Origin of the sequence: Streptomyces sp. NPDC006739, assembly GCF_042869815.1 — a bacterium.
Classification (GTDB): Bacteria; Actinomycetota; Actinomycetes; order Streptomycetales; family Streptomycetaceae; genus Streptomyces.
On the sequence record NZ_JBIAGM010000032.1, the window covers coordinates 1 to 26,034 of the forward strand.

The 26,034-nt window shown below is 71.1% G+C and carries 18 protein-coding genes and 6 pseudogenes; 9 read left to right on the forward strand and 15 right to left on the reverse strand.

The features are described from left to right. Positions 1–112: 112 nt before the first annotated feature. A pseudogene (locus tag ACFYMM_RS37905) lies at positions 113–622 on the forward strand (DSD1 family PLP-dependent enzyme); the annotation flags it as partial. A 234-nt stretch (positions 623–856) separates the two neighbouring features. Here the strand turns inward: ACFYMM_RS37905 and ACFYMM_RS37910 are convergent. Continuing rightward, positions 857–1,075 (reverse strand): DUF5605 domain-containing protein, encoded by a 219-nt coding sequence (locus ACFYMM_RS37910; RefSeq protein ID WP_388395846.1) that lies wholly within the window; start codon positions 1,073–1,075, stop codon positions 857–859. 81 nt (positions 1,076–1,156) lie between these two features. On the opposite strand from ACFYMM_RS37910, the pseudogene ACFYMM_RS37915 reads away from it, so the two are divergent. Both ACFYMM_RS37915 and ACFYMM_RS37920 read left to right on the forward strand, forming a co-directional pair. Then, positions 1,157–2,010: pseudogene (locus ACFYMM_RS37915) on the forward strand (XdhC family protein); the annotation flags it as partial. Positions 2,011–2,039: 29 nt separating this feature from the next. Next, a complete protein-coding gene (locus ACFYMM_RS37920; protein ID WP_388395675.1) occupies positions 2,040–2,201 on the forward strand; it encodes a hypothetical protein in 162 nt (53 codons plus the stop codon). A gap of 614 nt (positions 2,202–2,815) precedes the next feature. Here ACFYMM_RS37920 and ACFYMM_RS37925 read toward each other — a convergent pair. Together ACFYMM_RS37925 and ACFYMM_RS37930 are read right to left on the reverse strand one after the other, a co-directional pair. Next, a pseudogene (locus tag ACFYMM_RS37925) lies at positions 2,816–3,667 on the reverse strand (substrate-binding domain-containing protein); the annotation flags it as partial. A 159-nt stretch (positions 3,668–3,826) separates the two neighbouring features. Continuing rightward, complete coding sequence (locus tag ACFYMM_RS37930; RefSeq protein WP_388395678.1) at positions 3,827–4,105, reverse strand: hypothetical protein; 279 nt, start codon at positions 4,103–4,105, stop codon at positions 3,827–3,829. Between the two features lie 926 nt (positions 4,106–5,031). Here ACFYMM_RS37930 and ACFYMM_RS37935 point away from each other — a divergent pair. Beyond that, a complete protein-coding gene (locus ACFYMM_RS37935; protein WP_388395681.1) occupies positions 5,032–6,753 on the forward strand; it encodes a hypothetical protein in 1,722 nt (573 codons plus the stop codon). A 72-nt stretch (positions 6,754–6,825) separates the two neighbouring features. Here the strand turns inward: ACFYMM_RS37935 and ACFYMM_RS37940 are convergent, their stop codons facing one another. The 7 genes and pseudogenes from ACFYMM_RS37940 to ACFYMM_RS37970 form a co-directional block, all read right to left on the reverse strand. Further along, complete coding sequence (locus ACFYMM_RS37940; protein WP_388395684.1) at positions 6,826–7,467, reverse strand: cutinase family protein; 642 nt, start codon at positions 7,465–7,467, stop codon at positions 6,826–6,828. A gap of 144 nt (positions 7,468–7,611) precedes the next feature. Next, entirely contained in the window at positions 7,612–8,844 is a 1,233-nt protein-coding gene (locus ACFYMM_RS37945; RefSeq protein ID WP_388395687.1) for a helix-turn-helix domain-containing protein, read from the reverse strand. A gap of 123 nt (positions 8,845–8,967) precedes the next feature. After that, on the reverse strand, positions 8,968–9,909 hold the full coding sequence (locus tag ACFYMM_RS37950) for an alpha/beta hydrolase (RefSeq protein ID WP_388395690.1): 942 nt from the start codon (positions 9,907–9,909) through the stop codon (positions 8,968–8,970). 20 nt (positions 9,910–9,929) lie between these two features. Beyond that, positions 9,930–13,943 (reverse strand): acyltransferase domain-containing protein, encoded by a 4,014-nt coding sequence (locus tag ACFYMM_RS37955; protein WP_388395693.1) that lies wholly within the window; start codon positions 13,941–13,943, stop codon positions 9,930–9,932. Continuing rightward, positions 13,940–15,733: a fatty acyl-AMP ligase gene (locus tag ACFYMM_RS37960; protein WP_388395695.1), complete on the reverse strand. Its 1,794-nt coding sequence runs from the start codon at positions 15,731–15,733 to the stop codon at positions 13,940–13,942. The genes ACFYMM_RS37955 and ACFYMM_RS37960 overlap by 4 nt, the downstream gene beginning before the upstream one ends. Before the next feature lie 100 nt (positions 15,734–15,833). Continuing rightward, complete coding sequence (locus ACFYMM_RS37965; protein WP_388395848.1) at positions 15,834–17,360, reverse strand: acyl-CoA carboxylase subunit beta; 1,527 nt, start codon at positions 17,358–17,360, stop codon at positions 15,834–15,836. A gap of 631 nt (positions 17,361–17,991) precedes the next feature. Then, a pseudogene (locus tag ACFYMM_RS37970) lies at positions 17,992–18,081 on the reverse strand (cold-shock protein); the annotation flags it as partial. A gap of 80 nt (positions 18,082–18,161) precedes the next feature. Here ACFYMM_RS37970 and ACFYMM_RS37975 point away from each other — a divergent pair. From ACFYMM_RS37975 to ACFYMM_RS37995, 5 genes and pseudogenes are all read left to right on the forward strand, one after another. After that, positions 18,162–18,277 (forward strand): annotated as a pseudogene (locus ACFYMM_RS37975) (IS5/IS1182 family transposase); the annotation flags it as partial. Positions 18,278–19,078: 801 nt separating this feature from the next. Next, positions 19,079–19,960: a GNAT family N-acetyltransferase gene (locus ACFYMM_RS37980; RefSeq protein ID WP_388395698.1), complete on the forward strand. Its 882-nt coding sequence runs from the start codon at positions 19,079–19,081 to the stop codon at positions 19,958–19,960. Positions 19,961–20,228: 268 nt separating this feature from the next. Beyond that, a pseudogene (locus ACFYMM_RS37985) lies at positions 20,229–20,707 on the forward strand (lamin tail domain-containing protein); the annotation flags it as partial. Between the two features lie 288 nt (positions 20,708–20,995). After that, positions 20,996–21,664, forward strand: coding sequence for a hypothetical protein (locus ACFYMM_RS37990; RefSeq protein WP_388395701.1), 669 nt, complete (start codon positions 20,996–20,998; stop codon positions 21,662–21,664). 160 nt (positions 21,665–21,824) lie between these two features. After that, a complete protein-coding gene (locus tag ACFYMM_RS37995; RefSeq protein ID WP_388395703.1) occupies positions 21,825–22,172 on the forward strand; it encodes a hypothetical protein in 348 nt (115 codons plus the stop codon). A 6-nt stretch (positions 22,173–22,178) separates the two neighbouring features. Here the strand turns inward: ACFYMM_RS37995 and ACFYMM_RS38000 are convergent, their stop codons facing one another. The 5 genes from ACFYMM_RS38000 to ACFYMM_RS38020 form a co-directional block, all read right to left on the reverse strand. Then, a complete protein-coding gene (locus tag ACFYMM_RS38000; protein ID WP_388395706.1) occupies positions 22,179–22,643 on the reverse strand; it encodes an NUDIX domain-containing protein in 465 nt (154 codons plus the stop codon). Positions 22,644–22,666: 23 nt separating this feature from the next. Then, positions 22,667–23,113, reverse strand: a complete 447-nt coding sequence (locus ACFYMM_RS38005; RefSeq protein WP_388395709.1) for a hypothetical protein — start codon at positions 23,111–23,113, stop codon at positions 22,667–22,669. A 279-nt stretch (positions 23,114–23,392) separates the two neighbouring features. Then, positions 23,393–23,836: an NUDIX domain-containing protein gene (locus tag ACFYMM_RS38010; RefSeq protein WP_388395712.1), complete on the reverse strand. Its 444-nt coding sequence runs from the start codon at positions 23,834–23,836 to the stop codon at positions 23,393–23,395. After that, positions 23,833–24,492, reverse strand: a complete 660-nt coding sequence (locus tag ACFYMM_RS38015; protein WP_388395714.1) for a dTMP kinase — start codon at positions 24,490–24,492, stop codon at positions 23,833–23,835. The genes ACFYMM_RS38010 and ACFYMM_RS38015 overlap by 4 nt, the downstream gene beginning before the upstream one ends. After that, positions 24,489–26,027 carry a B12-binding domain-containing radical SAM protein gene (locus tag ACFYMM_RS38020; RefSeq protein ID WP_388395717.1) on the reverse strand — a complete coding sequence of 513 codons (1,539 nt, stop codon included), beginning with the start codon at positions 26,025–26,027 and terminating at the stop codon, positions 24,489–24,491. Before ACFYMM_RS38020 ends, ACFYMM_RS38015 begins: the two co-directional genes overlap by 4 nt. Positions 26,028–26,034: the final 7 nt, after the last annotated feature.

Consider the following 26,034-nt stretch of genomic DNA (forward strand, 5'->3'; position numbering starts at 1 on the left):
TCAGCCACGTGATCATTGTGGCTGTCCCGTACCACCCGGCGTAGCAACCGTGCGAAGTCTCATGACAGGGCGAACGTTGCCTGATACGGCACTAGTTCCCGGAGTGCGTCGAGTTGGCTCCACCCCCACTGCCCACGCGGCCGACGACCTCACCGGGGTCACCGAACTGCGGGCCGGGAACTACATCTTCTTCGACCTGGTGATGGCCGGCCTCGACGTGTGCCAGGTGCAGGACCTCGCCCTGTCGGTGGTTGTCACCGTCATCGGCCACCGGCCCGAGTACGGGTGGATCATCACCGACGGCGGCTGGATGGCCATGTCCCGCGACCGCGGCACCGCCGACCAGGCCCAGGACCAGGGCTACGGTCTGGTCACCGACCTGACCGGCCGCCTCATCCCGAACCTGGTCATGACCGGCGCGAGCCAGGAACACGGCACCCTCACCGCCCGTGACGGCGCCGACCTGCCCGATCTTCCGGTCGGTACCCGGCTGCGCATCCTGCCCAACCACGCCTGCGCGACCGCCGCGCAGTTCCACGGCTACCACGTCGTTGACAGCAGCAAGGACAACCAGCCTTCCCCGGTGATCCAAGCTCGCTGGACCCGCATCACCGGCTGGTGACCCGCCCCGGGCCCTGCCCTCCTCACCTCACAGACCGCCAGGGTGGCCATGCTGCTTCGCGGCGTGCGCGCATGCAGACGAGGCGACGCCCCGGCGTGCCAGCTGCCGACGCAGCAGGTCGTGGAGGGTTTGGGTTGCTGCCGTCATCGCACCATCTGGATCCGCCGGGGCCGGTCCTGGTGGCCGCTGCCCACTGCCCGAAGTGATGTCACTTGTTCCTGTCTTCCACAGCCCTCAGGCGGACCGCGATGTACGGTCGCCCCGACAGCGTGAGGGTGAACTCGCCCTCGTAGGTGGCGTGACCGTCATGTTCCAGGTGTCGATGATCTCGGCCCGGTAGCTGGTTCCCGGGCGGAGTGTGAACGAGCGCGCACCGGGCTGCGCCGCGCCGAAGTAGGTGAGATGGTAGCGGCCCTCGACCCCGCCGGCCGGGAAGTCGGACTCCGAAGGCAGCGGGTCGAAGCCGGCGGCGTCCTGGGGCTACATCTGGTGCGGCAGCGGCGGCTCCTACCGGACCATCGGCGCCATCGCGCGGCAGTCGGCAGCATCTCCGGAGGATGCGTCGAAGGCACCGTCTACGAGCTGTGCCGACAGGTGCTGGAGACGGACGAGTCCCCGGCGTGCACGCGTTTCGGCTACTCCGACGACAACGCCTTCACGGTGGGTCTGACCTGCGGTGGCGAACTGAAGGTCCTCGTCCAGCGATCGACCCCGCCGGCCGGCCCCACCTCACCTCCGCCTTGGAGGACGTGTTGGCAGGCCTACCCGTGGCCGTGGCACAGGTGGCGGACGGTCCGCAGCGCCTGCTCGGCCGCACCCTGTCCGTTCTCGGCGATGGCAGCGCCTACGACGGGACACTGGGCGACGGGAAGCGGGACCGTGTGGTGGTCACGCAGGTGCGTGCGCTGCTGCGAGCGGGACAGACCGCCCGCGTCGAGATCGCCGGGGACGCCGACATCTGCCCGGAGAAGCTGACGCTCCTGGTCCACACCCAAGCGCACCGGTCCCGCATGCCGATCTTCGGCGCCGTCGATTTCGCCGCCGCCCGCAGCCAGGCGGGACGCTTCCTCGGCTACCACATCACCGTCTGCGACGCCCGCCCCGCCTTCGCCACCCCCGAGCGCTACCCCCACGCCGACGAGGTCGTCGTCGAATGGCCCCACCGCTACCTGGAGCGCACCGAAGTAGACGCCCGCACCGCGATCTGCGTCCTCACCCACGACGTCAAGTTCGACATCCCCCTGCTCCGCCTGGCGCTCGGTCTCCCGGTCGGCTACGTCGGCGCAATGGGCTCCCGGCGCACCCACGAACACCGCATCGAGCGCCTGCGCGAGGCCGACGTGCCCGAAGAACACCTCGCGTTCCTGTACTCGCTGATCGGACTCGACCGCCCGCCAAGTCCGTCCCCGCCGAGGAAGTGCCCGACTATTTCCAGTTCCTCGCCACCTTCATAGGCCTGGACAACCTCACCTCCAGCGCCCGCACCCGTGAGCTGCTCGGCTGGGAGCCGGCCCACCCCGGTCTCATCGCCGACATCGACGCAGGCCACTACTTCGTCCCCAAGGCTCTTCGCGGGTAATCCATTGAGGCCCCTGGCCAGCGGGCATGTGGAGACCTCCAGCGGCCGGTCGGCGGCATGATCGGCGGCACCGGCGGCGTAGGGCGGCCTCCTGAGGGACGCCGCGCCGGACGAGCTGGCGCCCGTCGGCCGCGGCCGCGCGAAGAGGGTGAAGTTCCCCCGGCTGAGCTGGACAGCCTGATCCTGGTATGGATGGTCCCGGAGGAAGCAGTTTCAGGTAGTGAGCACGAAGAGCAACACGAGTAAGCGGTACACGGCCGAGTTCAAGGGAAGATCGGCGTGAGCCCGGAGGGATTGCGGAACTGGGTGAACCAGGACAAGGCCGACCGGGGCCAGGGGTCGGCAGGTGCGCTGACCAGTGACGGGAAGGAAGAGCTTCTAGAGACGCGATTTCCTAGATTCGCCTACGCTGATCTGCTTCTTCGGCCTATCGTCTGGAGCGGTGTACGTGAAGACGGTGAACCGGGAGGACGACCCCGGCACGGTTCGCTGACTGCACCTGGCCCACAACGGGTGGGATCCGGTGAACGAGTGGGCGGTGCCGGAGGTGCTGTTCACCTTCGGCCGCGAGAACGATTTCGACCGCGATGGTGATCCGGCGCTTGGCCGCGTCTCTATCGAAGCTGCTGGAGCCGGGCGACGCACTGGTCGCGACCGCGGCGCCGGCATGAGCCTCCGCTCGTCGGCGGCACGGCCTGCGGACCGCTGTGGGAACGGGTGGCGTTGCGCCGCCCACCGCCCTGGGTCGTCCCGGACGGCACAGGCGCGGTCGAGGCGCGCAGGACGAGGTCGATCGGTGGGTCGTGCGCGAGAGGCAGATCCACCTCGGGTTTCTCGCCTGCACGAGAAGCCTGAGTACTTCCTGGGCCACCGCGTCGAACGGCTGACGCACCGTGGTCAAGGGAGGGGGGGCACGCATGCGGCGACCGGGATGTCGTCGAACTGGACGACGCTGACATCCTCCGGCACCCCGACACCCGGCTTCCGTGAGCGCGCGGATCAGCCCGATGGCTCTGTCGTCGTTCGCGGCGAACATCGCGGTCACGTCCGGGTCCGCGGCCAGCCGCGTATCCGGACGCGGCCGACCAGTCGCCCTCGACGACGGGCGGCTCGTCACGACCCCGGTCGGCCAGTGCCACCCGCCATCCCTCGATGCGGTGCCTGGCGGCGTACCATCGCTCGGGACCGGCGAGGTGATGGACGGTCGTGTGTCCGAGACCCAGGAGATAGTCGGTGGCCGCCCGGGCCAGCAGGCCAGGCGCCCACCCCTGAGGACAGGGTGCGGGAGGGAAGGGCGCGGGCGTGCCGAGGACGAGGACCGGCACGACGGCAGGGGCCGGGAACGCGCCCGCCCGCTTCCTCGTCGATCGGCTCGTTGATGATGATGCCGTCCGCTCCCTGCTCCAGTAGGGAGTGACGGCTCCGGCGATACTGCCGGGATCGCCTTCCAGGGTATCGACCACCCGCTCGGTACAGCTCTGTAGGGCCCGTGTCACTACTCGGTCACGTCCGGGTCCGCGGCCAGCCGCGTATCCGGACCTGCGAGGGCGCGGGTGCGGGTGTGAGGTCGCATCGCCCCGGGGCGCCCGTCTCCTCTGGCCGGAGGCGGGCGCTGGCCGGGGTGTTCAGCTGGCCCTCGCCTGGTCGCGGAGTTCGTGGACGGTGGCGGCGGTGAGGGTGCCGTCCTGCTGCTCGTAGTGGGAGAGAGCGAGGCCGAGACCGAAGAAGGTGGGCGCCCATTCGCCGACGAAGATGCCCCAGCGGTCGGCGCGGTCTATGCCCTTGCCGCGTTCGATTTGGAGGCTGGTGATCCAGGACGCAACACTGAGGCCTATGGAGGCCATGCCGGCGAGGTAGGCGTGTTCGCTTCGGATGCCCATTTCGTGCATTTTCTTGATGATCATCGGTTGGGTCTCCGTCCTATGGGGGTTGGTCAGCGAGTCTCCCAGATATTTGACCCTATTCACGCAATTTGTCCGATATTGATGTGAGGGAGTGAAGACCCCCTCCAGGTGGCCGAGCTCCGAGTCCGGCCTTGCGTAGTCCGCCGGTGATTCGCTCGACGGTCGTGCGGCGGTGCGGATGTGGTGCCCCGGGCGATCTGGCTGACTCGGACTGCTTTGAGCGCGCACGCTTCGGCGATCCGGCTGAAGGAGATCCCCACGTCGTGGGCCATGGCAGACACCGTGGTGAAGTCTGGCTCGCCCAGGGCCCCGGGGCGAACGCCGGGTAGGCCATCAAGCGGGCGCGGCACTTGGGCGGGTGACGGCGGTAAGTCGTCCGCGAGCCCCCGAGAATTCCCGTTGAATGGCAGTGCATCAGCCCGACGACCATGCCCACTGTGGGGCCCTGCCACGGGGTTATCGACCGGGTGGTTCGCGGTGGACGGACGGTGTCCGCGGTCGCGGCTGTCCAGGGCCCGGCCGACCGATCCGGAGGAGGGTCCCGCCACGCCGCCGCCCGCCGTGCCGCCGACGGGCGGCCTGGTCCATAGGGGCTGGCGCTCGGCTACGGGCGGCTGTCCAGTTTGCCGGAAAGGCTCCCCGGTAAGGCCGCCGAAACAGCGCGTGAACCGCGTCCCGCCCTGTCGGTGCGCTGCCAGCCGCCGTGTCAGGCCGTCCCGGTGCCGTACCGGCGTCGGGGACGGCGCGGAGCACGGAGGCGCCCCGCGTGCCGCGCGCGGGCCGGTTCCGGGCCACGAGTCCTTCGGGAGCCGGTCGCTCCAGCGTGCCGCGTGACACTGTGACCGCGTGACAAAGGAGCGAGCGGCCTGCTGCGTTCCGGTGAGCAGTGCCTGAGCGCACGGGCGCCGTGGCCCTAGCGTCCGGCCATGGACACATGGCGCAGCAGAAGAAGAAAGTGGCGCAGCACCACGCTGGCGGTACTGATGACCGCGGGCGTCCTCACGGCCGCCGCGCCGGACACCCAGGCGGCCGGCGCCCGCAGTGAGACACCCGTGGTGACGACCGCCCCGGCCGATGCGGTGAGCGAGTCGGTGGTGCGAGTGAAGGTGCCGTTGCCGGCCTCGTTCGGGGCGCGTCCGGCGGCGTGCGACTGGCTGTCGTATCTGCGCTACCGCAGCTCCGACGGGCCGGCCGCCTCCGTGGACGCCGACCGGATCCTCGTCGCCCAACCGGGGATCCTGGAGGGCGCCGGCGCGTTCGACAGCGTGGCTCGCAACACCGTGGCGCGGGCCGCCGAGCAGGGCCGGCACATCGAGTTCTGGGCCCTGGACCGGCGCTCCAACTGCCTGGAGGACCACACCGGCATCGCCTCGGGCGACCAGCACACGGCCGTCGACTACTACTACCGCGGCAGGGAAGTCGACGGCCGCACCTTCGCCGGGTCCGTCGGCAACGACCGGCTCGGCTGGATGGCGAAGCTCGGTATCGAGCAGACCGTACGGGACGAATACGACCTGCTGGCCGCCGAGTTGCCAGACCAGCACCTGCGCCAGGAGAAGGTGCTGTGCGGCGGCCACTCCCTGGGCGGCGTGATCACCGGGTACTTCGCGGCCGCCGACTTCGACGGCGACCCCGCCACCACGGCGGACGCCGGATACCGCCAGTGCGCGGGCTACTTCGCCCTCGACACCACCGTCTCCACCTCGCTGGCCGACCTCAGCGGCAGCATCCCCGACGACACCAACCTGCCGGACATCGGCCTGGGTTACACCGCGGTGCAGGCCGGGCTCGACTCCGGGGTGCTGCCGCGCTCCCTGTCCGCACCCGTGCTGCTCAACCCCGAGACCATGACCCTGCTCGCGATCGCGGGCGTCGGCGCGGTCCACGATCCCGGCGCCGAGTCCGACCTGCCCAGCTACCTGCCCTCCAACACGAACATCGGGGCCACCAACCGGTTCCTGTTCTCCAAGGACGCCGCCACCTTCCTCACCGGCTCGCCCGCGGTGAAGGACTTCCGGCTCACCAACGCGGCGGTGCTCGGCGCCCTGATGGACGACAATTCCGTACCGCTGGCGTTCCTGCAGAGCAGCGTGGGCTTCTTCGACGGAGGACCAATCGCCGACAAGGACTTCCCCCTCGCCAACGGCGGGGCGAAGCAACCGGGGCTGTACGGCACCCAGTACAAGGCCATCCCGGATCAGCCGCACGGGCCGTTGTACACCTGGCGCAACTACGACCGAGTCGGCGCCGCCGACGATCCCGGCTACCGGTCCGCGGACGGCACCCCGTTCACCAACGCCGGCGAGGAGGTCACCGACATCGGGGAACTCGCCCGCAGCCTGGCCGAGCAGCCGCTGGACTTCACGGAGCAGTACTTCCCGACAAAACTGGTCACCGACCTGGAACTCGCCACTTCCCCGCAGGTGAAGCAGCTCCTCGTGCACCAGGAGGGCCTCAAGGCCCGTCCGACGCTCACGGTGATCGCCGGTGACGGGCTGCTTGCGGGCCGCGTTCCGTCCGGCCTGCATCCCGTGGTGGCCGACGGCTACCAGCACCTCGACGTGCTCACCGCGGCGCGGGTGCAGAACAACGGCCGGCCCGAGCCGGTCTCGACGAACCTCGCGCGATTCGCCGTCACGCCCGGCTAGCGGCAACCCGTGCATGAGCGGTCCCGGAGGACAATCCTCCGGGACCGCTCATGCACGGGTTGCCGTGCCGCCTCAGACCTTGCTCGCGGCGAAGGCGGCCGCGGCGTCCGCGTCGGAGCCGTAGCCCAGATGCGCGAGCACATCGCCGCCGCCGCTCTCGCAGATGGGATCGCCCTTGGCGCAGAAGTCGACGGTGCGACTCTGGTAGGTGCCGGTGACGCTCCTGCCGACGGCGCGGATCGGGTTGCCGAACAGCAGCACCGCGGCGACCCGCGGAGCAAGCGCGGCCGGGATGGTTGCCACGATGGGGCTGCCGACCACCGCGCCGTCGCTGCTGATGCCGATGGAGTTGTCGACGACGTTCGCGCCCTGCGAATAGCCCACCAGGATGAAACGCTGGGTCGGACAGGCGGCCGCCTGGCTGCTGACGTGATTCACCACGTCCGCGTTGCCCTGCGCGGCCGAGGTGAGGGAAAGGTCGGCCGGATAGTTCACCTTGTAGCTGGACAGGGTTTTGCCCGTGATTTTCTGCTGCAGCGCGGAATACACGGGGTCGCCGACGATCGCGCCAAGCGTGCCCGGTTCGAACGTGCCGCGGGCCGCGACAACATCCAGGTCGGAGCAACTCGCGGCCGATGACGCGGGCGCCGGCAGAGTGGCCAGGGAGGCCCCGCCGGCCAGCGACAGCGCGGCGAGGCACAAGCGAATGCGCATAGGAATCCTTTGCGGGTGGGGGCGCGGTCACGCGCCTGCGAAAAAGGATGTCCCGAACGTATTCACTCTCCCTGACGGGGTGTTATGAAGGGGAGGATGGATTTTCCCCGGTTTTTTGTTCTGCAGTGAGCAGCGCGAATTGTCCTACCGGGCGAGGCCGTCGGGGTCCCGCAGCGCCTCGGCACGCAGCGCCAGCACCAGGTCCAGACGTGTGCCGGAGTCGTGCAGGGCGTCCCCGAAGAGCTTCTCCAGCTGGCGCAGGCGGTAGCGGACCGTCTGCGGATGGATGTGCAGACGGGTGGCGACGTCGGGCACGTTGCTACCGCTGAGCAGCCAGGCGAGGAGGGTCTCGGCGAGCCGGGCCCGCTGCCCCGCCGAGACCGCCTCGAGCGGGGCGAGGACACGCGCCTGCAACTGTGCGAGCAGCGGCTCGTCGCTGTACAGCAGCAGTGTCGACAGGTGGTCCGCACAGCGCACCATGCCCTGGCGGGGAAGGACGCCGCGGCCCATGAGACCCAGGGCGCGCGTGGCCCAGTGCAGCGACTGGGCGGCCTCGGTGAGCGCAACCGTCGGGCCGACGGCCGCCGGACGGCCGCGCAGCGCGAGGGTGAGGGCGCGGCCGCCGAAGCGGCCGGAGCCGTCCGGGTCGGGTACGAGGGCGCGCGGTGGCCGTGACTCCATGTCCCACAGCACCCCCGCGGCCGGAGGCCGCTCCTCCTCGCGCTGGTCCGGGGTGGCGGCGAGCGCGATCACGGCGACCTGTCGTGGCACCGGCCAGCGGGCGCCGTGCGCGAGGTCCTGCACGGCCTCCGGGGAGACCGGTCCCTCGCTCACCAGCAGGTCGAGCAGGCGTCTGCGGCGCCGCTCCAACTCGTCGGTGCTGCGCAGCTGGGCCTCCGCATACCCGGCGGCGGCCGCCTCCGCGACCTCGTGGACCGTGCGGAACGCCAACTCGCCCAGCGCGGCCACCACCGCCGAGTCCAGGCCCAGATCCTCCGCCGTGCGGCACAGCAGCCGCCAGGCGTGCAGTCCGCCGATGCGCAGCGCGGACTGGAGCGCGTCCAGGCTGCGGCCCTCCAGGGCCTCGCCGCAACCGAGTTCGTAGTACGTCCCGGCGATCGCGTCGCCCTGCCCCCGCGGGTCGCCGATGTGATCGACGAACAGGGTCAGCGCCTGCACCACACCGGCCCTGAGGTTTCTGCGGTAGATTCCGTCGGCGGGCCGCGAGTACTCGGGAACCTGTCTGCGGACCTCCTCCTCCACTTCGTCCGCGACGGGCTCGAGCTGGGCGCGCAGCCGCTCGGCCAGGCCGGCCGGCAGCGCAGCGACTACTCCATGGCCGCCGTCCGGCAGGCCTTGCGGCGTGGGGACAGCCATCGCGAACACTCCAATCACCCGGAACCGGCTCACCCGCGGGCCGTTTCCCGTGGGGCGAGGGTGACCCCCCGGTGTTGGACGGACCTCCCCTGCGGTCCGTTCCGTGCCCCGATGGCACCGACATCACTCCGCGAGGCCCAGCGCACGGGCGAGCATCGGCCAGGAGGCGGTGAACTCCCCCTTCCAATAGGCCCAGCTGTGTCCTCCTCCCGTGTAGAAGTGGGTGGTGACCGGGATGCCGAGCAGTCCGAGCGTGCCGGCGAAGCCGTGGGCGGAGGGCCACAGCGCGCTCTCCAGCACGCCCGGCAGCGGATCACCGCCGCCACCACCCACGCCGCTGCCCTGGGAGACGTACAGTGCGGTGCCGTGCAACTCGGTGGCACGCTCGCGCGGGTTGAAGTCCCGCCAGGTGAGGAAGTCCAGGACCGGGTCGCCCCACAGGGAGGCGGGCAGGAGGTTCTCCCGGGCCACTATGGCGGCGACGATCGCGGGCACGCCGGGCGCCGTGGTGTCCAGGACGCCGCTGTAGGAGGCGGCGGCGGTGAACGTGCCCGGGTGGCGGGCCGCGTGCGCCATCGCCCCGTATCCGCCGGTGGAAACCCCGGCCACGGCCCGTACGCCCGAGGCGCGGTAGTCGTGGGCGAGCAGGGCCGAAACCTCCCGCAGCTGGAACGTCTCGTAGTCCGGCCCGCTGCGCCAGGCGGTCGGTATGCCGGTGGGGCCGCCGTCCGGCATCGCCACGATCAGGTCGCGGCCCTCGGTGAAGGCCTCGATGTCCGTCTCCCGGGTCCAGGAGGTGTAGTCGTCGTGGGCGCCGTGCAGCAGGTACAGCACGGGATAGGTCCGCCCGGTCTGTCTGTCGAAGTCCGACGGCAGGATCAGCCGCAGCGGCGCGCTACGGCCGAGTGCCGCCGAGGACACCGACACGTCCAGCGTGCGCGGCCCCAGCCGGGTGGCGGCACGGGCCCGGCCGGAGGCTTTGGCGCCGAACAGAACGGCGAGGCCGGTCGCGGCCGCCGCCTTGGCGACGCTGCGCCGCGACAGTCCGGTGAGGGGATGGGACATGGCGGTTCCTCGCAATCGGTTCAGCTGGTCGGGGCGGCGAGCAGCCGCCGCAGCCGGGCGGCGATCTCGTCGACGTGCGGACGATCGAGCAGAGACAGGTGGTGGCCGGCCACCGGCACGACCTCCAGGCCCGGGCACACCTCGTCCCAGCCGAGCGCCTCGTCGTCGCGCTCGTACGCCGGGTCGCGCACGGTGTGCGGCGCGGGCTCCGTGGCCCGAAACAGCACCACCCGACCTTCGTGGCGGCCCGGCCGGTGCGCCTCGCCGATCCGCAGGTCCAGGTAGGAGGCCCGCTGATGCTCCAGGGCGGCCGGCGGCACATCGGCCGCCCTGCGCAGCGCCCGCAGCACCGTGTCGATGCGCTCGCCCTCGTCGTCCATCGCCACGAGCGCGTCGTACGGCAACTGCAGCCGCACCCCGTAGGTTTCGGCGACGTGGCGGGCGAATCCGGTGAAGTGGGCGCGGATCCGGTCGGCCGGGGTGAGGCCGGGAGGGATCAGCGGCCGTACGGAGTCGATGAGGACGACCAGTTCCACGTCCCGTCCGGCTGCCGTCAACTGCCGCGCCGTCTCCTGGGCGACGAAACCGCCGAAGGACCAGCCCCCCAGCAGACAGGGCCCTTCGGGGTGGGCGGCGGTGACGGCCTCGGCGTAACGGCGGGCCTTCTCGCTCACCGTACGGGCCTCTTCCACCCGCTCCAGCCCGTACACCGGCCGCTCGTCGCCGACTCGTGCGGCGAGCTCGCGGTAGACATCAGCAGGGCCGCCGGCGGCGTGGACCAGGAAGAGCGGGGGCCGCGAGCCGCCGGCGTTCAGGACGGTGAGGGGCGAGTCCGTGTGAGGGAGCGCCTGCCGGATGCGGTCGGCCACCTGCTCGACGCTCGCCGCGCCGAGGAGATCGCGCAGCGGCAGCTCGATGGCGAACTCGCGTTCCACGGCGGTGCGGATGCGGACCGCCATCAGCGAGTCCAGGCCGAGCTCGGCCGGTGTGGTGGCCGGCGTGATGCGCGTCGGCGGGTGGCCGGTCACGGCGGCGATGTGGTGGCTCAGCCAGGTGATGACCGAGCCGGGCCGAACCGGAGTGTGCTCGGCGGGGGAGGGGTGCGGCGCCGGTGAGTGAGCCGTCCCGGTCTGCCCGACGGAAGCCGGAAGGCCGGCGGTCGTCCGGCCGTCCGTCCACCAGTGCCGGACGTGCCGCCAGCGCGGCCCCGGCAGGTCGATGACCCGGCCCGGTGGCCTGGGCAGGCGCTGACCCGCCGCGTACAGGGCGCCCAGCTGGGCGGTGAAGGCGGCCGAGCCGTCGGCGTCGCGACGGAGCGTGGCCAGGGCGAGCGCGCCGGGCACGGTGTCCGCGACGGCCGCCGTGAGCACCGGGTGGGGGGAGATCTCGACGAAGGTGGTGTGGCCGTCGGCGGCGGCCGCGGCCAGGGCCCGGTCGAGGCGCACCGGCCGCCGGAGGTTGGCGGCCCAGTGCGCCGCGTCGAACGAGCTGTCCCCGCGAGGGTCGTCCAGGACCGTGGAGTAGACGGGAACGACCGGCCGCCGTCCCCGCACCTCGGCCAGCGCCTCGGTCAACTCTGGCAGTAGTCCGTCGACGTGAGGGGAGTGCCCGGCGCCGGCGACCCGCATCGACCGGGCGGGCCGGCCCTGTTCCCGCAGGCGCCCGACGAGCCGCGCGACAGCCGCCTCCTCACCGGTGACGACCTTCTGCCGGGGCGAGGAGTGGACGGCGACATGCACCTCAGGGAAGTCCCTTTCCAGATCGTCGAATTCCGTGTCGTCGACGTCCACAACGGCCATCGCGCCGCCGCGCAGCGCGCCGAGCAGCCGGGCCCGTACCGCGATGACGCGGGCCGCGTCCACCACGTCGAGCGCGCCCGCGCACACCGCGGCGGCCACCTCGCCCATGGAGTGGCCGATGACGGCGGCCGGTTCGACACCGTGGGAACGCCACAGTTCGGCGAGCGCCACCTGCAGACCGAACAGGACCGGCTGGGCGGCCTCCAGACGATCGAGGGCACCTCCGCGGGACAGGTGGTCGTACAGGGAAAAACCGCACTCAGGGGCGAGCTGCGCGTCGAGTTTCTCCACCGCCGCGGCGAACGCCGGCTCCTGGGCCAGCAGTCGGCGGGCCATTCCTGGCCACTGGCTGCCGTGCCCGGAGAACACCCACACCGGTCCCCGCCCGACGGTGTCACGGTCGCCGGTGACGACCGCCGGGTGCGGGCGGCCCCCCGCCAACGCGCCCAGCGCTTCGGCGAGTTCCTCGCGGTCCCCGGCGGTAACGGCGGCACGAACCGGTCCGCGGCCGGTGCGTCCGGCCAGGGTGCGGGCCACATCGCCGAGACGTGCGGCGCCGCCCTCGGGTGTGCGCAGCCAGTCGGCGAGCCGGCCTGCGGTGTCGCGCACGCGGGCGGGGTCGGCGTCGGACAGGAGGTGGAGCCGGGTGGCGGGCCCGTCGCCCGGCTCCACGGTCGCCGCGCCGGGCCGCCATTCCTGAAGGACGGCGTGGGCGTTGGTGCCGCCGAAGCCGAACCCGGAGACCCCGGCGGTGGCCGTGCCGCCGTAGCGGGGCCACGGCTCCGGCTCGGTCACCACCCGCAGCCGGGCGTCACCGACGGCGCTGCCCTCCGCGCAGTGCAGGGACGGCGGGAGGGTGTCGTGGTGCAGGGCGAGCACCGTCTTGACCAGGCCGGCCAGCCCGGCGGCCGACTCCAGGTGGCCCAGGTTGCCCTTGACCGAACCGAGGAGCAGCGGCTGGTCGGGATCGCGGCCCGGACCGAGCACGGCGCCCAGCGCGGCCGCCTCGATCGGGTCGCCGAGCGGGGTGCCGGTGCCGTGCGCCTCGACATAGTCGACGACCGCCGGGGAGAGCCCGGCCCGCGCGTAGGCGGTGGCCAGCAGTGTCTGCTGGGCGGCGGGATTGGGCGCCAGCAACCCGTTGGAGCGGCCGTCGGAGTTGACGGCCGTGGCGCGCACGACGGCCAGGACGCGGTCGCCGTCCCGCTCCGCGTCGGACAGGCGCTTCAGCAGCACGGCCGCACACCCCTCGCCGCGCCCGATGCCGTCGGCCGCCGCCGAGAACGGCTTGCACCGCCCGTCCGGTGCGAGCGCACCCGCCCGCCGGAAGGCGACGGTCAGGGTCGGTGACAACAGCAGGTTGACCCCGGCGGCGATCGCCGCGTCGCTCTCGCCGGTGCACAGGCTGACGCAGGCGTGGTGCAGGGCGACCAGCGAGGACGAGCAGGCCGTGTCGACGGCCATGCTCGGCCCGCGCGTGTCGAGGACGTACGCCAGACGGCCGGCGGTGACGGAGAGGGCGGCCCCGGCCGGGGCCCAGGGGTCCACGGCCGCCGGGTCGGCGCCGGTGAGCTGCCCGTACTCCGGGGCCGAGACGCCGACGAAGACGCTGGTGGCGGTGCCGGCCAGGGAGCCGGCCGGTACGGCGGCGTGGTCGAGCGTCTGGTGGACGACCTCCAGGAGAATTCGCTGCTGAGGATCGAGCACCGCGGCCTCGCGCGGGGTGATGCGGAAGAACTCCGCGTCGAAGCCGGCGATGTCGTCGAGGTAACCGCCGTAGGGGAGCGCGTCGGCGGGCGGAAAGGCGGCGAAGTCCCGCCACCGGTCCTCCGGGACCCGCCGGATCGCGTCGACGCCCTCGCTCAGCAGTCGCCAGTAGTCGGCCGGTCCGTGGACCCCGCCGGGCAGCCGGCAGCCGACCCCGATGACCGCGACGAGCTCTCCGGCCGGTCTCGGAGAGGCCACGGAGGCGGCCACGGCGGTGAAGCTGTCCCGGGTGGAGAACAGGAGCGTCACCAGGGCGTCGCCGGTGGGCGCATCCCAGAGCAGCGTCGCCGGCAGTTCGCGTCCCACGAGCCGGGACAGCGCACCGGCGAGGGCGACGGCCTCCTGCGAGGACATCCCGAGTTCGGCGAGCGGCCGGTCCATGGGTACGTCCCCGGGGGCGGTGCCGCTCCAGGCGGCGACCCGTTCGGCGATGAGGCGGCGCACGGCGCCCGCGTCGGCGGCTGTCACCGCGACGCGCCTTCCGCAGCGCCGTCCCGCTGTGACCCGTAGGCGCCCTCCAGATACCGCGCGCGGGTCAGCGCGCGCGACACCTTGCCGCTGGACGTGCGGGGCACGGTACCCGGAGGGACGAGGACGACGTCGGCGAGCCGCAGCCCGTGCCGGGCGGAGACCGCCGCCCGCACGGCCCGCGCCAGGGCCGGTACGTCGATGTCCGCAAGACGTGCGGTCCGCAGGTGCTCCGCCACGACCGCCACCCGCTCGCTGTCGCCTCCGGGGACGGCGAAGGCGGCCAGCCGGTCGCGGCGCACGGCCGGATGCGCCTCCTGGATGGTGGCCTCGATGTCCTGCGGGTAGTGGTTGCGGCCGTCGACGACGAGGAGGTCCTTCAGCCGGCCGGTGACCACCAACTGCCCCTCCAGCACCGTTCCCAGGTCGCCGGTGCGCAGCCAGCCGCCGCGGTCCGCCATGTCAACTTCTCCGGCGAACTCCGCGCCGAAGACCCGCCGGCCTAGCTCGTCCTGCGCCCAGTAGCCGCGGCCGACGTTGGGTCCCTGCACCCAGATCTCGCCGACCTCCCCCTCGGACAGGGCCGTGCGGGCCGCGGGATCGACGATGCGCAGACGCTGGCCCGCCGGGGTGCCGCAGCCGGCCAGCAGCACGGCACCGGCGTCGTCGGGCGGCGCCGGCAGGGCCTTCCCGGCGGCGAGGGCGTCGCGGTCGAGGGCGAAGCGGCGCAGTGGCTTGCCGGGGCGGGCGGCGCTGACGACGACGGTGGCCTCCGCGAGCCCGTACGAGGGGCAGTGGGTGTCCGGGGCGATCCCCTGGGCGGCGAAGGCGGCATGGAAGCGGTCCGCCGTGCCGGGGCGGACCGGCTCGCTGCCGTTGATGAGCGCCGTGACGCCGTGCAGCCGCAGGTCCGCCTTCTGGCCCTCGGTGACGGCCGACGCGCAGTAGTCGTAGGCGAAGTTGGGCGCGGCGCTCACTGCATGCGGATGCGCGGTGAGCAGCCGTAGCCAGCGCACGGGCTGGTGGAGGAAGGCGGCCGGGTCCATGAGCACCGAGAGCGCCCCTCGCACGGCGGGGGCGGCGAGGCTCAGGACCAGTCCCATGTCGTGGTAGAGCGGCAGCCAGCCCACGCAGGTCACCGGCTGGGTGTCGGCGCCGTAGGCGGTCAGTGCCTGCTGGGCGTTGGCGACGACGTTGGCGTGGGTGATCTCCACGCCCGCCGGAACCCGGGTCGAGCCGGACGTGTACTGCAGATAGGCGGTCGCCGACTTCTCCGGCGTGAGGGGACGCCACCCCTCCCCGGCCCCGTCGGGCACCTGGTCGACGGCGACGATCCGCGCCGGCGCGCCCTGGCCCGAGTACTCCCGGACGCAGAAGCCCCGTACCTCTCGCAGGACTTGGCTGGTGGTCAGGATCACGGTGGGACGCGCGTCGGCCAGGACCCGCGCCAGTCGGTCGGCGTGTCCGGGCAGACCCGGCGGATACAGCGGCACGGCGACCAGACCGGCGGCGAGCGCCGCCAGGAAGCCGGTGACGTACTCGGTGTTCTGGGGGCACAGCAGCGCGACCCGGTCGCCGGGCCCGGCCTCCTCGGCGAGCCGGGCGGCGAGCGCGCGCACCCGCACGTCCAGCCGACGCCAGGTCAGGGTGCGGTGGACGCCCCGGGAGTCCGGGGTGGGATGGTCGACGAACGTGAACGCCCTTCGGTCGGGAGTGACGTCGGCCCAGTGCCGCAGATACTCGGGCAAAGTGGCGTACGCAGGCGTGAGCGGGGGGCGGCGGCTGTCCATGGGGAGGTGCTCCTCACGTCGCGGAACAGGCTTTCGAAACGATGGGGCCCACCGGGGCGCATCCGGTGGAACCGCGCGGCCGGACGCCGGCGGTCGAGAATCACAGGGGGATGTTGCCGTGCCGGCGCTGCGGCAGCGGCGCGCGTTTGCCGCGCAGGGCGCGCAGCGCCCGCCGGACATGGTCGCGGGTGTCGCGCGGGGCGATGACGGCGTCCACATAGCCGCGTTCGGCGGCGAGGTAGGCAGTGCCGTGCGTGCTCTCGTACGCCGCGACGAGGCGGGCCCGCAGCGCCTCGGGCTCGTCGGAGGCGGCGAGTTCACGCCGGTGCAGCAGGCCCACGGCACCCTCGGCGCCCATGACGGCGATGCGCGCGGTGGGCCAGGCGAGGTTCACGTCGGCGCCCAGGTGCTTGGACCCCATCACCGCGTACCCGCCGCCGTAGGCCTTGCGCACGACCACGGTCACCTTGGGCACGGTCGCCTCGGCGTAGGCGTACAGCAGTTTGGCGCCGCGCCGGATGATGCCGGCCTGCTCCTGACGGACACCGGAGAGGTAGCCGGGGACGTCGGCGAAGGTCAGCAGCGGAATACCGAACGCGTCGCAGAACCGCACGAACCGCGCCGCTTTCTCGGAGGCGTCGATGTCGAGCACCCCGGCTGCGTGCAGCGGCTGGTTGGCGACCACCCCGACCGAGGCGCCCTCCACGCGGGCCAGCGCGCAGATGATGTTCGGCGCGAACAGCTCCTGCACGTACAGCAGTTCACCGTCGTCGACGACCGCGTGCAGGATGTCGCGCATGTCGTAGGCCTGGCCGGGGCGGTCGGGGACGACCGCGTCGAGCGGCTGTGCGGCGGGCGCGGCCCCGGGGGCGTAGCGCGGCGGGTGCTCGAGGTTGTTGGCGGGCAGGTACGACAGCAGGTCGCGTACGGTGTCGAGGGCGTCCTCCTCGTCGGCGGCGAGGAAGTGGGCGTTGCCGTTGACGGTGTTGCTGGTGCGGGCGCCGCCCAGGTCCTCGGCGGTGGCGCGCTCACCGGTAACGGCCTCGATGACGTCGGGCCCCGTGACGAACATGTGCGAGGCGCCGTCCACCATGACCGTGAAGTCGGTGATGGCCGGCGAGTACGCGGCCCCGCCGGCGCACGGTCCGAGGATCACGGAGATCTGCGGGATCACCCCGGACGCCTGCACGTTGCGCCGCACGAGTTCGGCGTAGAGGGCGAGGGAGGCGACGCCCTCCTGGATGCGGGCACCGCCGGAGTCGTTGAGCCCGACGACCGGACAGCCGGTCTTGAGGGCGTGGTCCATGAGGGCGACGGTCTTCTCGCCGAAGGACTCGCCCATGCTGCCCCCGAAGACCGTGGAGTCCTGAGCGAACACGCACACAGGACGGCCGTCGACGGTGCCGTGCCCGGTGATGACGCCGTCGCCGTAGGGCCGGCGACCGCCCCCGGCGACGGCCCGGGCGCGGACGAACTGCCCGGTCTCGGTGAAAGACCCGGAATCCAGCAGTCGCTCGATGCGCTCCCGCGCGCCGAACGTGCCCCGCTTCCTCGGGCCGCCGGCGGCGACTGCCTGCGCCTGACGGCGTTCCAGGTCGCGGATGCGCTCGGAGGTGCCGCCGGGCACGCGCGCTGCCGGCTGTCCGGTCTCGGTCTCCCGCCCCCCAAATCCGGTCTCCTGCACGCCCGATGCCGTCCGTCGTGCCCCGGATGTCGTTGCCTCTGTCGTCACAGCCACCTCCGAAGTGGCTTTCGAATATGGCAGCGACGAGGCACGGGACCGGACGGTTCGCGCCGAGGTTTGCGGGAGGTGAGTCCTGCGGGACGGGAGTTTTTCCGCACATGACAAGGGGGAGAACGAGAGCCGGCGGAACGCGCCCCTCGAAGGAGGGAGTCCCCGCACGCGGCATTCGGGGCGCGGGGGAGTGGAGAGTGCGCCCGCGGCCGTGTTCGCCGTCCTGGGAGCCGTTCGCCGGCGAGGCTGTCCCGCACCGCGGCTGCCCGCACAGCCTCGGGTGGCGGAGCGCTCCCGCGTCCGCCGCACCCGCAGCGACCCCGTCGTGCGGCGGGGCGACAGCTGGAAAAGCCGCAGGTCACAGTCACGGCCTATGACACGAAGCGCAGGATTCCACAGCATGTGGGGTGACGCTCGCGAGTGCGCCAGGATGCCGGGCGCTACCGCCTTACAGCGGGGCGGGTAGGACCGAAGAGGCCCCAGCTGGTGGGTCATCCGACTGGGGCCTGTTTCGTGTCTGGCGTTACAGGGTGCGGATGTTCTCCGCCTGCGGGCCCTTCTGGCCCGGCGTGATGTCGAACTCGACCTTTTGGCCTTCCTGGAGACCGGGAAACCGTCATGTCCGGTTCGGCGGGAGGCCGCGCGGAACAGGACCTGCCACGGCAGGCACCTCGCCGCGCGGCCGACCCAACGTCCTGGCTGGCCGGCTGCCGCCGTTTGCACCGCCGCTAGAACGCAAGGCCGAACACTTCCTGGCCTTCACCGCCATCGCCTGCAGCCTCATCTGCTACCGCAGACTCGCCAAATGAGACGACGGACCCCGCTTCGCCGACCGCGTCAGTTTCCTCCTTCACGCCACACCTCCCTGGCAGCGAAGCATCACCCCCGCCTGCCACCCGGGGCTGCCCAACCGTCGGGACAGCGACCGCACTACCCGCACACGAGACAGGGAAGCCGCAACGAAGGGCACCACCGGGTAAAGCCTGAAACAGCTTCCACGCCTCCTTGCGTCCCTCATGCCGGCCCACCCGCCGGGGCCAGCGTGTGACGCGGCCGCAGCGCAGGGACTTCGGTGGGGCCAACCCGGCCCTCCCCGGGTACAAGGGGCCTGGTTGGGGTGGAACTCAACGGGCGGGTGACCAGGAGGACGTGCTCGGCCGGTGCCGGTGCCGGTGCCGGTGCCGGTGGGGTGCGGGACGGCACGGTGGCGTGGCGGCAGATGCCCGTTACTCACTTTCGGGTGACGGCCTGCGCGGTGCGGGGGTGTCGGGGTGTGGTGGAGCTGGGGTACAGCCCGTCGCCCGTACTGCAGCGGGGTCCTGGCGGGCATCCATCTGGTGCATTCAGTGCATAAATGGATGTTATAGATAAGAGGTACAGATATATGCACGGACTGTAACGGTCTTCGCGTTTCCTCCGTAGGTCGCGCATACGGGTTGCAGGGTGTGGGTGTGCGGCCGTCCGGCCGCCGACTCGCTGTCCGTTCCCGGTATATCTGCGTCTTCCCGCCGGATCTGCCCGGTGAAGTGAACGAGTCCCGGACGATCTGTTGCTTGCTCGCTCTGACGGAAAATCGTTGGGCGCTTCTGGAGCGTGGGGAATCATGAGGCATGCGACCGGACGACTGGTACATCACCGAAGACGTCGACGACTTTCTCGCCCGTGCTGGAGAATTCCTGCGCTCGCGACCCGGTCCGCACGTCATGCAGCTGACGTGGGCCGAGAGGGTGCAGGCACGTGGGGCGGAGGCGTTCGGCACCGACGCCCCCGTCTTCGGCGTGCTGGAGCAAGCGGGCGAGGTCCGCGGCACCTTCTTCCGCCTCCCGCCGCGTGGTATCGGCCTCTCCCCGCTCACGCCCGCGCAGGCCGACTCCCTAGCCGCCCGCCTGGCCGCCCTCGGGCACTCACTTCCCCGCGTCAGCGCGGACCACGGCACCGCCACCGCTTTCGCCGAGGCCTGGCAGCGGCACACCGGGGCGACGTCGAAACTCGGCGACATCCGGCTCCGTCTGTACCGCCTGGGCACGCTCACCCTGCCGGAGCCGATGCCGGCGGGCCGGAGCCGCGTCCTGGGCGAACAGGACCTTGAGCAAGTCATGTTCTGGTGCGGCGAGTTCGCCAAGACCGTCGGGGAAGACGTCTCCATCGACGCCGACACGTGGGCCGACACCCGCTACGCCGACAAGCGCTACACGCTCTGGGAGACCGCAGACGGCACTGCCGTCTCCATCGCGGGCATGAACCCGCTGATCGGCGGCCAGATCCAGGTGGACATCGTCTACACCCCGGCCCACCTGCGCGGTCGCGGCTACGCGGCCGCTGTGACGGCGGAGGTGAGCCGGGCCGCGCTGGCCGCGGGCGCGAGGGACGTCGTCCTGTTCGCGGACCTGTCCAATCGCACCAGCAACGCCCTCTACCAGCGCCTCGGATATCGCGCACTCGCCGACTGGGCTGTGTATGACTTCTCGCACGTCCCACCGGAAGCCAGTTGAGGACGCCGACTGTGTGATCACCCAGACGAGGGGTTTGGTCCCGTTTGATCTGCCCAGTCCCTGTGGCACGCAGGCTCACCACCGTTCAGATCCAGTGGACCGCCCGGCTTCGGAACCGTCCCAGCAGAACTGACAAGGCCCAGCTCAGGGACGCCTCATCGATTCAGATCTTCTGGGAACGGACACCGACCCGCACACCGCACCCCATGGTTCGCGGCCCCGCGCCGCAGGCGACGGGTATGCACAATCCTGCAAGAGGGGGGACCCTGTGTCCGTTTCTGTTTCTGTGATCGCCCGCCGTACCGCCGCGGCGGCAGCCGCGACCGCGCGGTGGCATTGCCGGCCTCGGCCGCCGACCACGACCACGGCCGCGCGCAGCGTGCGCAGGTCGTCATCAGCGCCGTGCAGTACGACTCCCCGGGACGTGACGACCGCTCCAACCGCTCCCTGAACAAGGAGTGGGTGGACATCCACAACGACAGCCGCCGCGAGGTCAGCCTGAACGGCTGGACACTGTCCGACATGGACGGCCACACCTACACCTTCCACCACTACCGGCTGGAGGGCCGCGCCACCGTCCGCGTCCACACCGGAATCGGCCGCGACAGCGCCACCGACCTCTACCAGGACCGCCGCCAGTACGTGTGGAACAACGACCACGACACCGCGGCCCTGCGCAACGACGACGGCCAGCTCGTCAACTCCGTGTCCTGGGGCAGCCGCGACCACCGCGGCGGCGGCCACCACCACTGCCCCCCAACCCCTTCGCCGGTGACCTGTGACCGGCACAGGACACCTGATCAACCCGGCGGCGCGCCACTCAGTACGACGTGGCGCGCCGCCGCTGTTGCAGCCAGGCAACCTGCCAGACAAGACCCGCCCCGCCAGGCGCCCAAGCCGGCCCCGGCCCCGCCGCGCCGGTCGCACGCCCCCTCCGGATGTGCTCTGCGCTCTCGGTGGGCTACCCCGCCCGGTGTGCGCGATGGCTGGTAGGGCAACATCTGCTCAGCTGTCGCCTGCCCGTGAGGGGTCCTCATGCGTTCCACCCGCCGCGCTGCCTGGTTCGCGCTGTCCGCCTGTCTGCTGCTGGCGGGTTGTAAGTCCGCCTCGCTCGGAGCCTCGCATCCGTCGTCCAGCGGGTCCGCGCCTGGGACGCCCCGGCCGGGCGCCCCAGGAGGATCGGGGCGGACGATCGCGGTCGGTGCCGGCCCGCAGAAGACATACACGGTGCAGCAGCAGCCCGCTGCGGGCAGCTGCCACTACCGCACGGAGCGCGGGGAGCCGCTGGAGGACCCGAAGTGCACCCCGGGCGCGATTTCCCCGGCGGTGACGCAGGCGAATCTGAAGTCGACGATCTGCCGCAAGGGCGGCTACACCAAGGACATCCGGCCGCCCGCCTCCGTGACGGGCAAGGAGAAGCGGCTGAACGCCGCCTCCTACGGTTACACCGGCAGCATGGGAGATGCCGAGTACGACCATCTGATCAGCCTCCAGCTCGGCGGGGACCCCAACGACCCGCGGAACTTGTGGGTGGAGCCGGCCGACCCGGGCCACAAGAAGGGCGGCGGGATCAACAACAAGAAGGACCCGGTGGAGACGAAGCTGCACACGGCGGTGTGCGCTGGCCAGATCACCCTCGCCCAGGCACAGCACGCCATCGTCAACGACTGGACCACCGCCCTCAGCAGCCTCCACCTCAGCTGAGTACGGCACCCGTCCCCGCGAGCGAACTCTCCGAAGGCCGGGGCGGGGAGTGCAGGTCCAGCGGATGGCGCGTGGGGCGTGTGGTCCGATCGAAACGGACCCTCTCGTGCATAGGCCGCGCACCTTGCATGTCGGCGGCGCGCGCCGCTGCAGGTCAAGAGTGCATATCGACGGCATGGCCCAGGGCTGCGGCTGCCAGCTGCTCTGGGATGTCCGCGACGTTTTCGTGGACCGCGGTGACGATCTCTTCGGCGAAGCGAAGGATGGCCCGGGCGATACCCGGCCTCGACGCCGGGCCCGTATCGTCCGCAGCGCGGAGGGCAGTAACGGGGAGACGCGTCCGAGTGCCTCCACCGATGAGAAGGGGCAAGCAGGGATGCCGCCCGAGGCGCGCGTGTTGATCAGAGATGCGCGGCTGCCGGCGCCGGTCCGCGTTCCGGTGAAGGGCATGGGTCACCGTCTGGCGAACAACGACCGGTTGACCTGGTGCAAAGAGGAGCCCCAGTGAATCCTCTCAACAGCCCCCTGGAAGTCGGCATCCGCGCCCTGGTGCTCCTGTCAGAGACCTTTGATCAGGCCGAGGTCGTGCAGGAAACGGCACCACACTGGCTCGAGGTCGGGCTCTCGCTCGAACTCCTCCCGTTTTTGGGTGTCCGTCGGCGTAAGAGGCGCTCGGCAGCGCGTGCTCCTGGAGCTGGTCGGGGTGGACCCACCGGGGATCGCGGGCTTCCCCGGGAGAGGGGCGCAGTGATCCGGAGACCTCTGCCTGGAAGATCCACAAGTGGTGGCTGACCGGATCGGCGGGCGTGTGGCAACAGCGGGCGGGCCGCCACTGATCCAGCAGCAGCCGAAAGTGGGTGACGGTGACACCCATCTCTTCGCGGACATCATCACAGGCGGCCTGTTCCGGGCCGCCGTACTGGTCGACATGGGCGGCGACCGGAGCGACTCCGACCGGGGCAATCACTCGGTCGAACACCAGGAGCCCGCTCGGGGACGAGATCAGTACACCGACGCTGGTGTGATCGCAGAAGCTTTCCCTGCTTCCAGGTGCGGGGGCGGTCGGGGTGATGCGGTGCTCTCCGGCCGCGGGGCGACGACGAGCCAGCTCGTCACGGACGGGGCGTCTGGGGTAGTCAGGGCGTAGGCGGCGTCGAGGATCCGCATGCGCTGCGCGTGGGTGAAGTCGCCGTCGGGCCGTGCGAAGACGGGGATCGACAGCCATGCCTTCTTCTCCGCTCTGGTGCTGTGCTGGGCGGTGACCTCGGTGTCGACGACGTCCAGTCCGGCCTTGCTCAGCTGCTCGGTGACCGTTTTAAACGGCGGTTTCGGCGGCGCGTCCGCCGCCGTGGGCGGCGGTGCGTATCCGCAGTGACGGGCGACGGTCTGGCGGATGAGAGCGTTCAGCGACGGCCCCGTGCGGACGGAATGTTCGTCGGAGTGCCGCACGCTGGCGAAACCGCCGCCGACGCGGAAGACGAATCGCCCGCCCGGGCCCAGGCTTTGGGGGCGACGACAGCATCAGCCCATGGCGGTAGGCGTACCTTGTAGGCCGGCTCGAACTGGGGGTCGACGGTCGGTTCGTCTCCCGTGATCTGAAGCCAGAGAACTCCTGAGTCGCGGAAGGCGTTGATGAGTCTGACGTTGCCGTTCCGATCGGGGCCGGCCAGCGGACGCTCGCGGAGGTAGCGGTGCTTGCAGGGGGTGGGGGATCGGACTGTGCGGTGGCTAGGTCCAGCCGTGCAGGGTCAGGGCGCTGGATGGGTTGAGGCAGCCGTACAGGCCGGCGCGGGGGTATTCGATGATGTCGTCGGGGAGATCATGGTAGGTGAACCATTGGAGTGCTAGGCATTTTTCGGGTTCCTTGTTGACTGGTGTCCCTTCCCATTCGTGGGCGGTGAAGAAGAATCCGATGCGTTCGGAGCCGTCTTCCTGTCGGTGGTGTACGACGTGTCGCAGTTCCAGGTGGTCCGGGTCGACTTTGACGTCGGTTTCCTCGAACAGTTCGCGGGCTGCCCCGGCGGTGAGGGTTTCGCCTTGGTCGAGTTTGCCGGACGGCAGGTGCCATCGGCCGTGGCCGTAGGGGCCGCCTCTCTGTGAGAGGAGGATCTTGTCTCCGTCGCGGAGAAGGACGTGGGTGTCGATGATGGGCTGTGCCGTCTGTCCGCTCATGGTTCCTGTGGGGTCGGGGTGGTCGGTGAAGCCTCTGACGGTAGTGGCATGGTGGGGAGCGCGTCGGCGATTCGGCGCGCGACCTCCGATGGGGGTATCTCGGTGCTGTCGATCATGAGGACTTTCGTCCCAAGGTCTTCGAGGATGTTCGCGGCTTCCTGGTACAGCTCGACTTCCCGGGACGGAGCTGTCGGGTCTGCCCGGAAGCGGTGGGTGGCGCCGGCTTTGGCGATGCGGTTGGTGATCGTGCCGGGGGAGGCGGTGAGGATGACCGCCAGGTCGGGCCGCGGCGCGTAGTCGTTGAGCAGCAGGAGGAAGTCCACCGGGACTTCGTCGAGGCGTTGGAGGACGAGCGTTGAGGCCACGTACCGGTCGGATATCAGCAGCTTGCCCCTGTTGAGTGCGGGGTCGATGGTGGTCTCGATGTGCCGGTATCGGGCGGCTGCGACGAGGCAGGCCAGGGCCAGGCCGTGAAGCTGGCTGCCGTGGGTGCGGGTGAAGTCTCCGAGGAAGTCCTCGCGGGGCGGTTCGGCGGTCCACTGGGCAGGGATGTTCTGCGCGGAGAGCCGGCGTTGCAGTTCCCGGATGGTGGTGGACTTGCCTACGCCGCTGGGTCCGTCGATCGAGACGAAGAAGCCTCTACGGCCCCTGCTCATGCCGTTTCTCCCAGGCCGGCCTGGTTTCGTTCGTGCTGTTCGCGGGTGAGCATCGCGAGGGTGGAGCGGACTTCGTGCAGGGGCACGTCGCCGAACTGGATGCCGACGGAGAAGTTGAACTCGTCGCGCTGGCGCATGGACTCGTCGGCGCCGTCCTGGGTGAGGTCGACGTCGCCGTAGGCGAGGAGGTCGTCCGGGGTGTAGCCGGCCTGTTCGGTGAGGGTCTTCCACACGGGTGTGCCCGGGTAGGGACGGAACTCGAAGACGCTGGCACGGACGTCGCCGGGGTGCTGGTCGGAGATGGCCCACAGGTTGCGGATGTGCCCAACGGTGGCGTCCAGGTCGGTTTGGGTCTCGCCGGGGAAGCCGAGGATGAAGTAGCCCTTGACGCCGATGCCGTGGGCGACCAGGCGGCGGGCGACGCGCTCGGTCATCTCGGCGTCGATCCGTTTGTCCATCGCGGCCAGGATGCGGTCGCTGCCGGATTCGATGCCGAGGGCGACTTCGCGCAGGCCGTTGGTGACGAGACGGTCCAGGTCGGCGTCGGTGAGCCGGTCCAGGACGTTGATCCGGCCGGTGGCGTCCCATACGTACCGGTCACCGATCCTGTGGCGGGTGAAGGCGTCCATTTGCTCATCGATGACCCGGCCCACGCCTAGGAAGAGGTCGTCTACGAACCGGAAGGCGCTCACGCCGTACGTGTCGTGCAGTTGGTCGAGTTCTCCGATGATGTTTTCGGGGGAGCGCACGCGAATGGCGACGTCAGGGTTGGCGGAGACGGCGGCACCGCAGAAGGTGCAGTTGTAGGGGCAGCCGCGGCTCCCGACGATGTTGGCTTCCCAGTGTCCTTGGGGACTGATTCCGGCGAGCCAGGGCCGTTCGCCTGCCAGGCGGCGGTCGGTTGCCGTCCATGTCGACTGGTAGGGATCCTGGGGGAGGAACGCGCGGTTGACGTACGGCAGGCTGTCGATGTCGGGGCCCAGCAGTGCCGCACTGGTCTTGGGGTCGGCGATGCCCGAGGCCCGGGTGCCGAGCAGGTGGTCGCGCCACAGGACGCCCGGCAGGGTGCGCCTGCTCTGTTCGTCGTCCAGGAGGGCGGTGACGCGGAGTTCTCCCTCACCGAGGACGAGGGCGCGCAGGTGGCGCATGCGGGGGTCGTCGAGGACCCGGTGGGGCATGGCCTTGGCGTGGTGGCCGCCAGCCATGAGGGCGATGTCCGGATCGAGCAGGTCGGCGATCTGCGCGGACATCTCGTATGTGGGGGCGAGGAGGTTCAGGGCGGCCCAGCGGGGCGCGGCCTTGTTGACGATCCGTGCGGTCGCCTCGATACCCAGCCCGTGCGCCTCGGCGTCCAGTACGCCGACGTTGTGGCCGTGCTTTTGGGCGTAGGTGGCGATGTACGCCATGCCGAGCACGGGGAGCGTGTAGTCGTTGGTCCGGGGCCGCAAAGTGTAGTCACGCAGCGGCGCGTTGATGAACAGGGCGTCCAGTGGGCGACGGCCGTCGGCGCCCGCGATCAGCGGTAACTGCTCCATGGGTCCT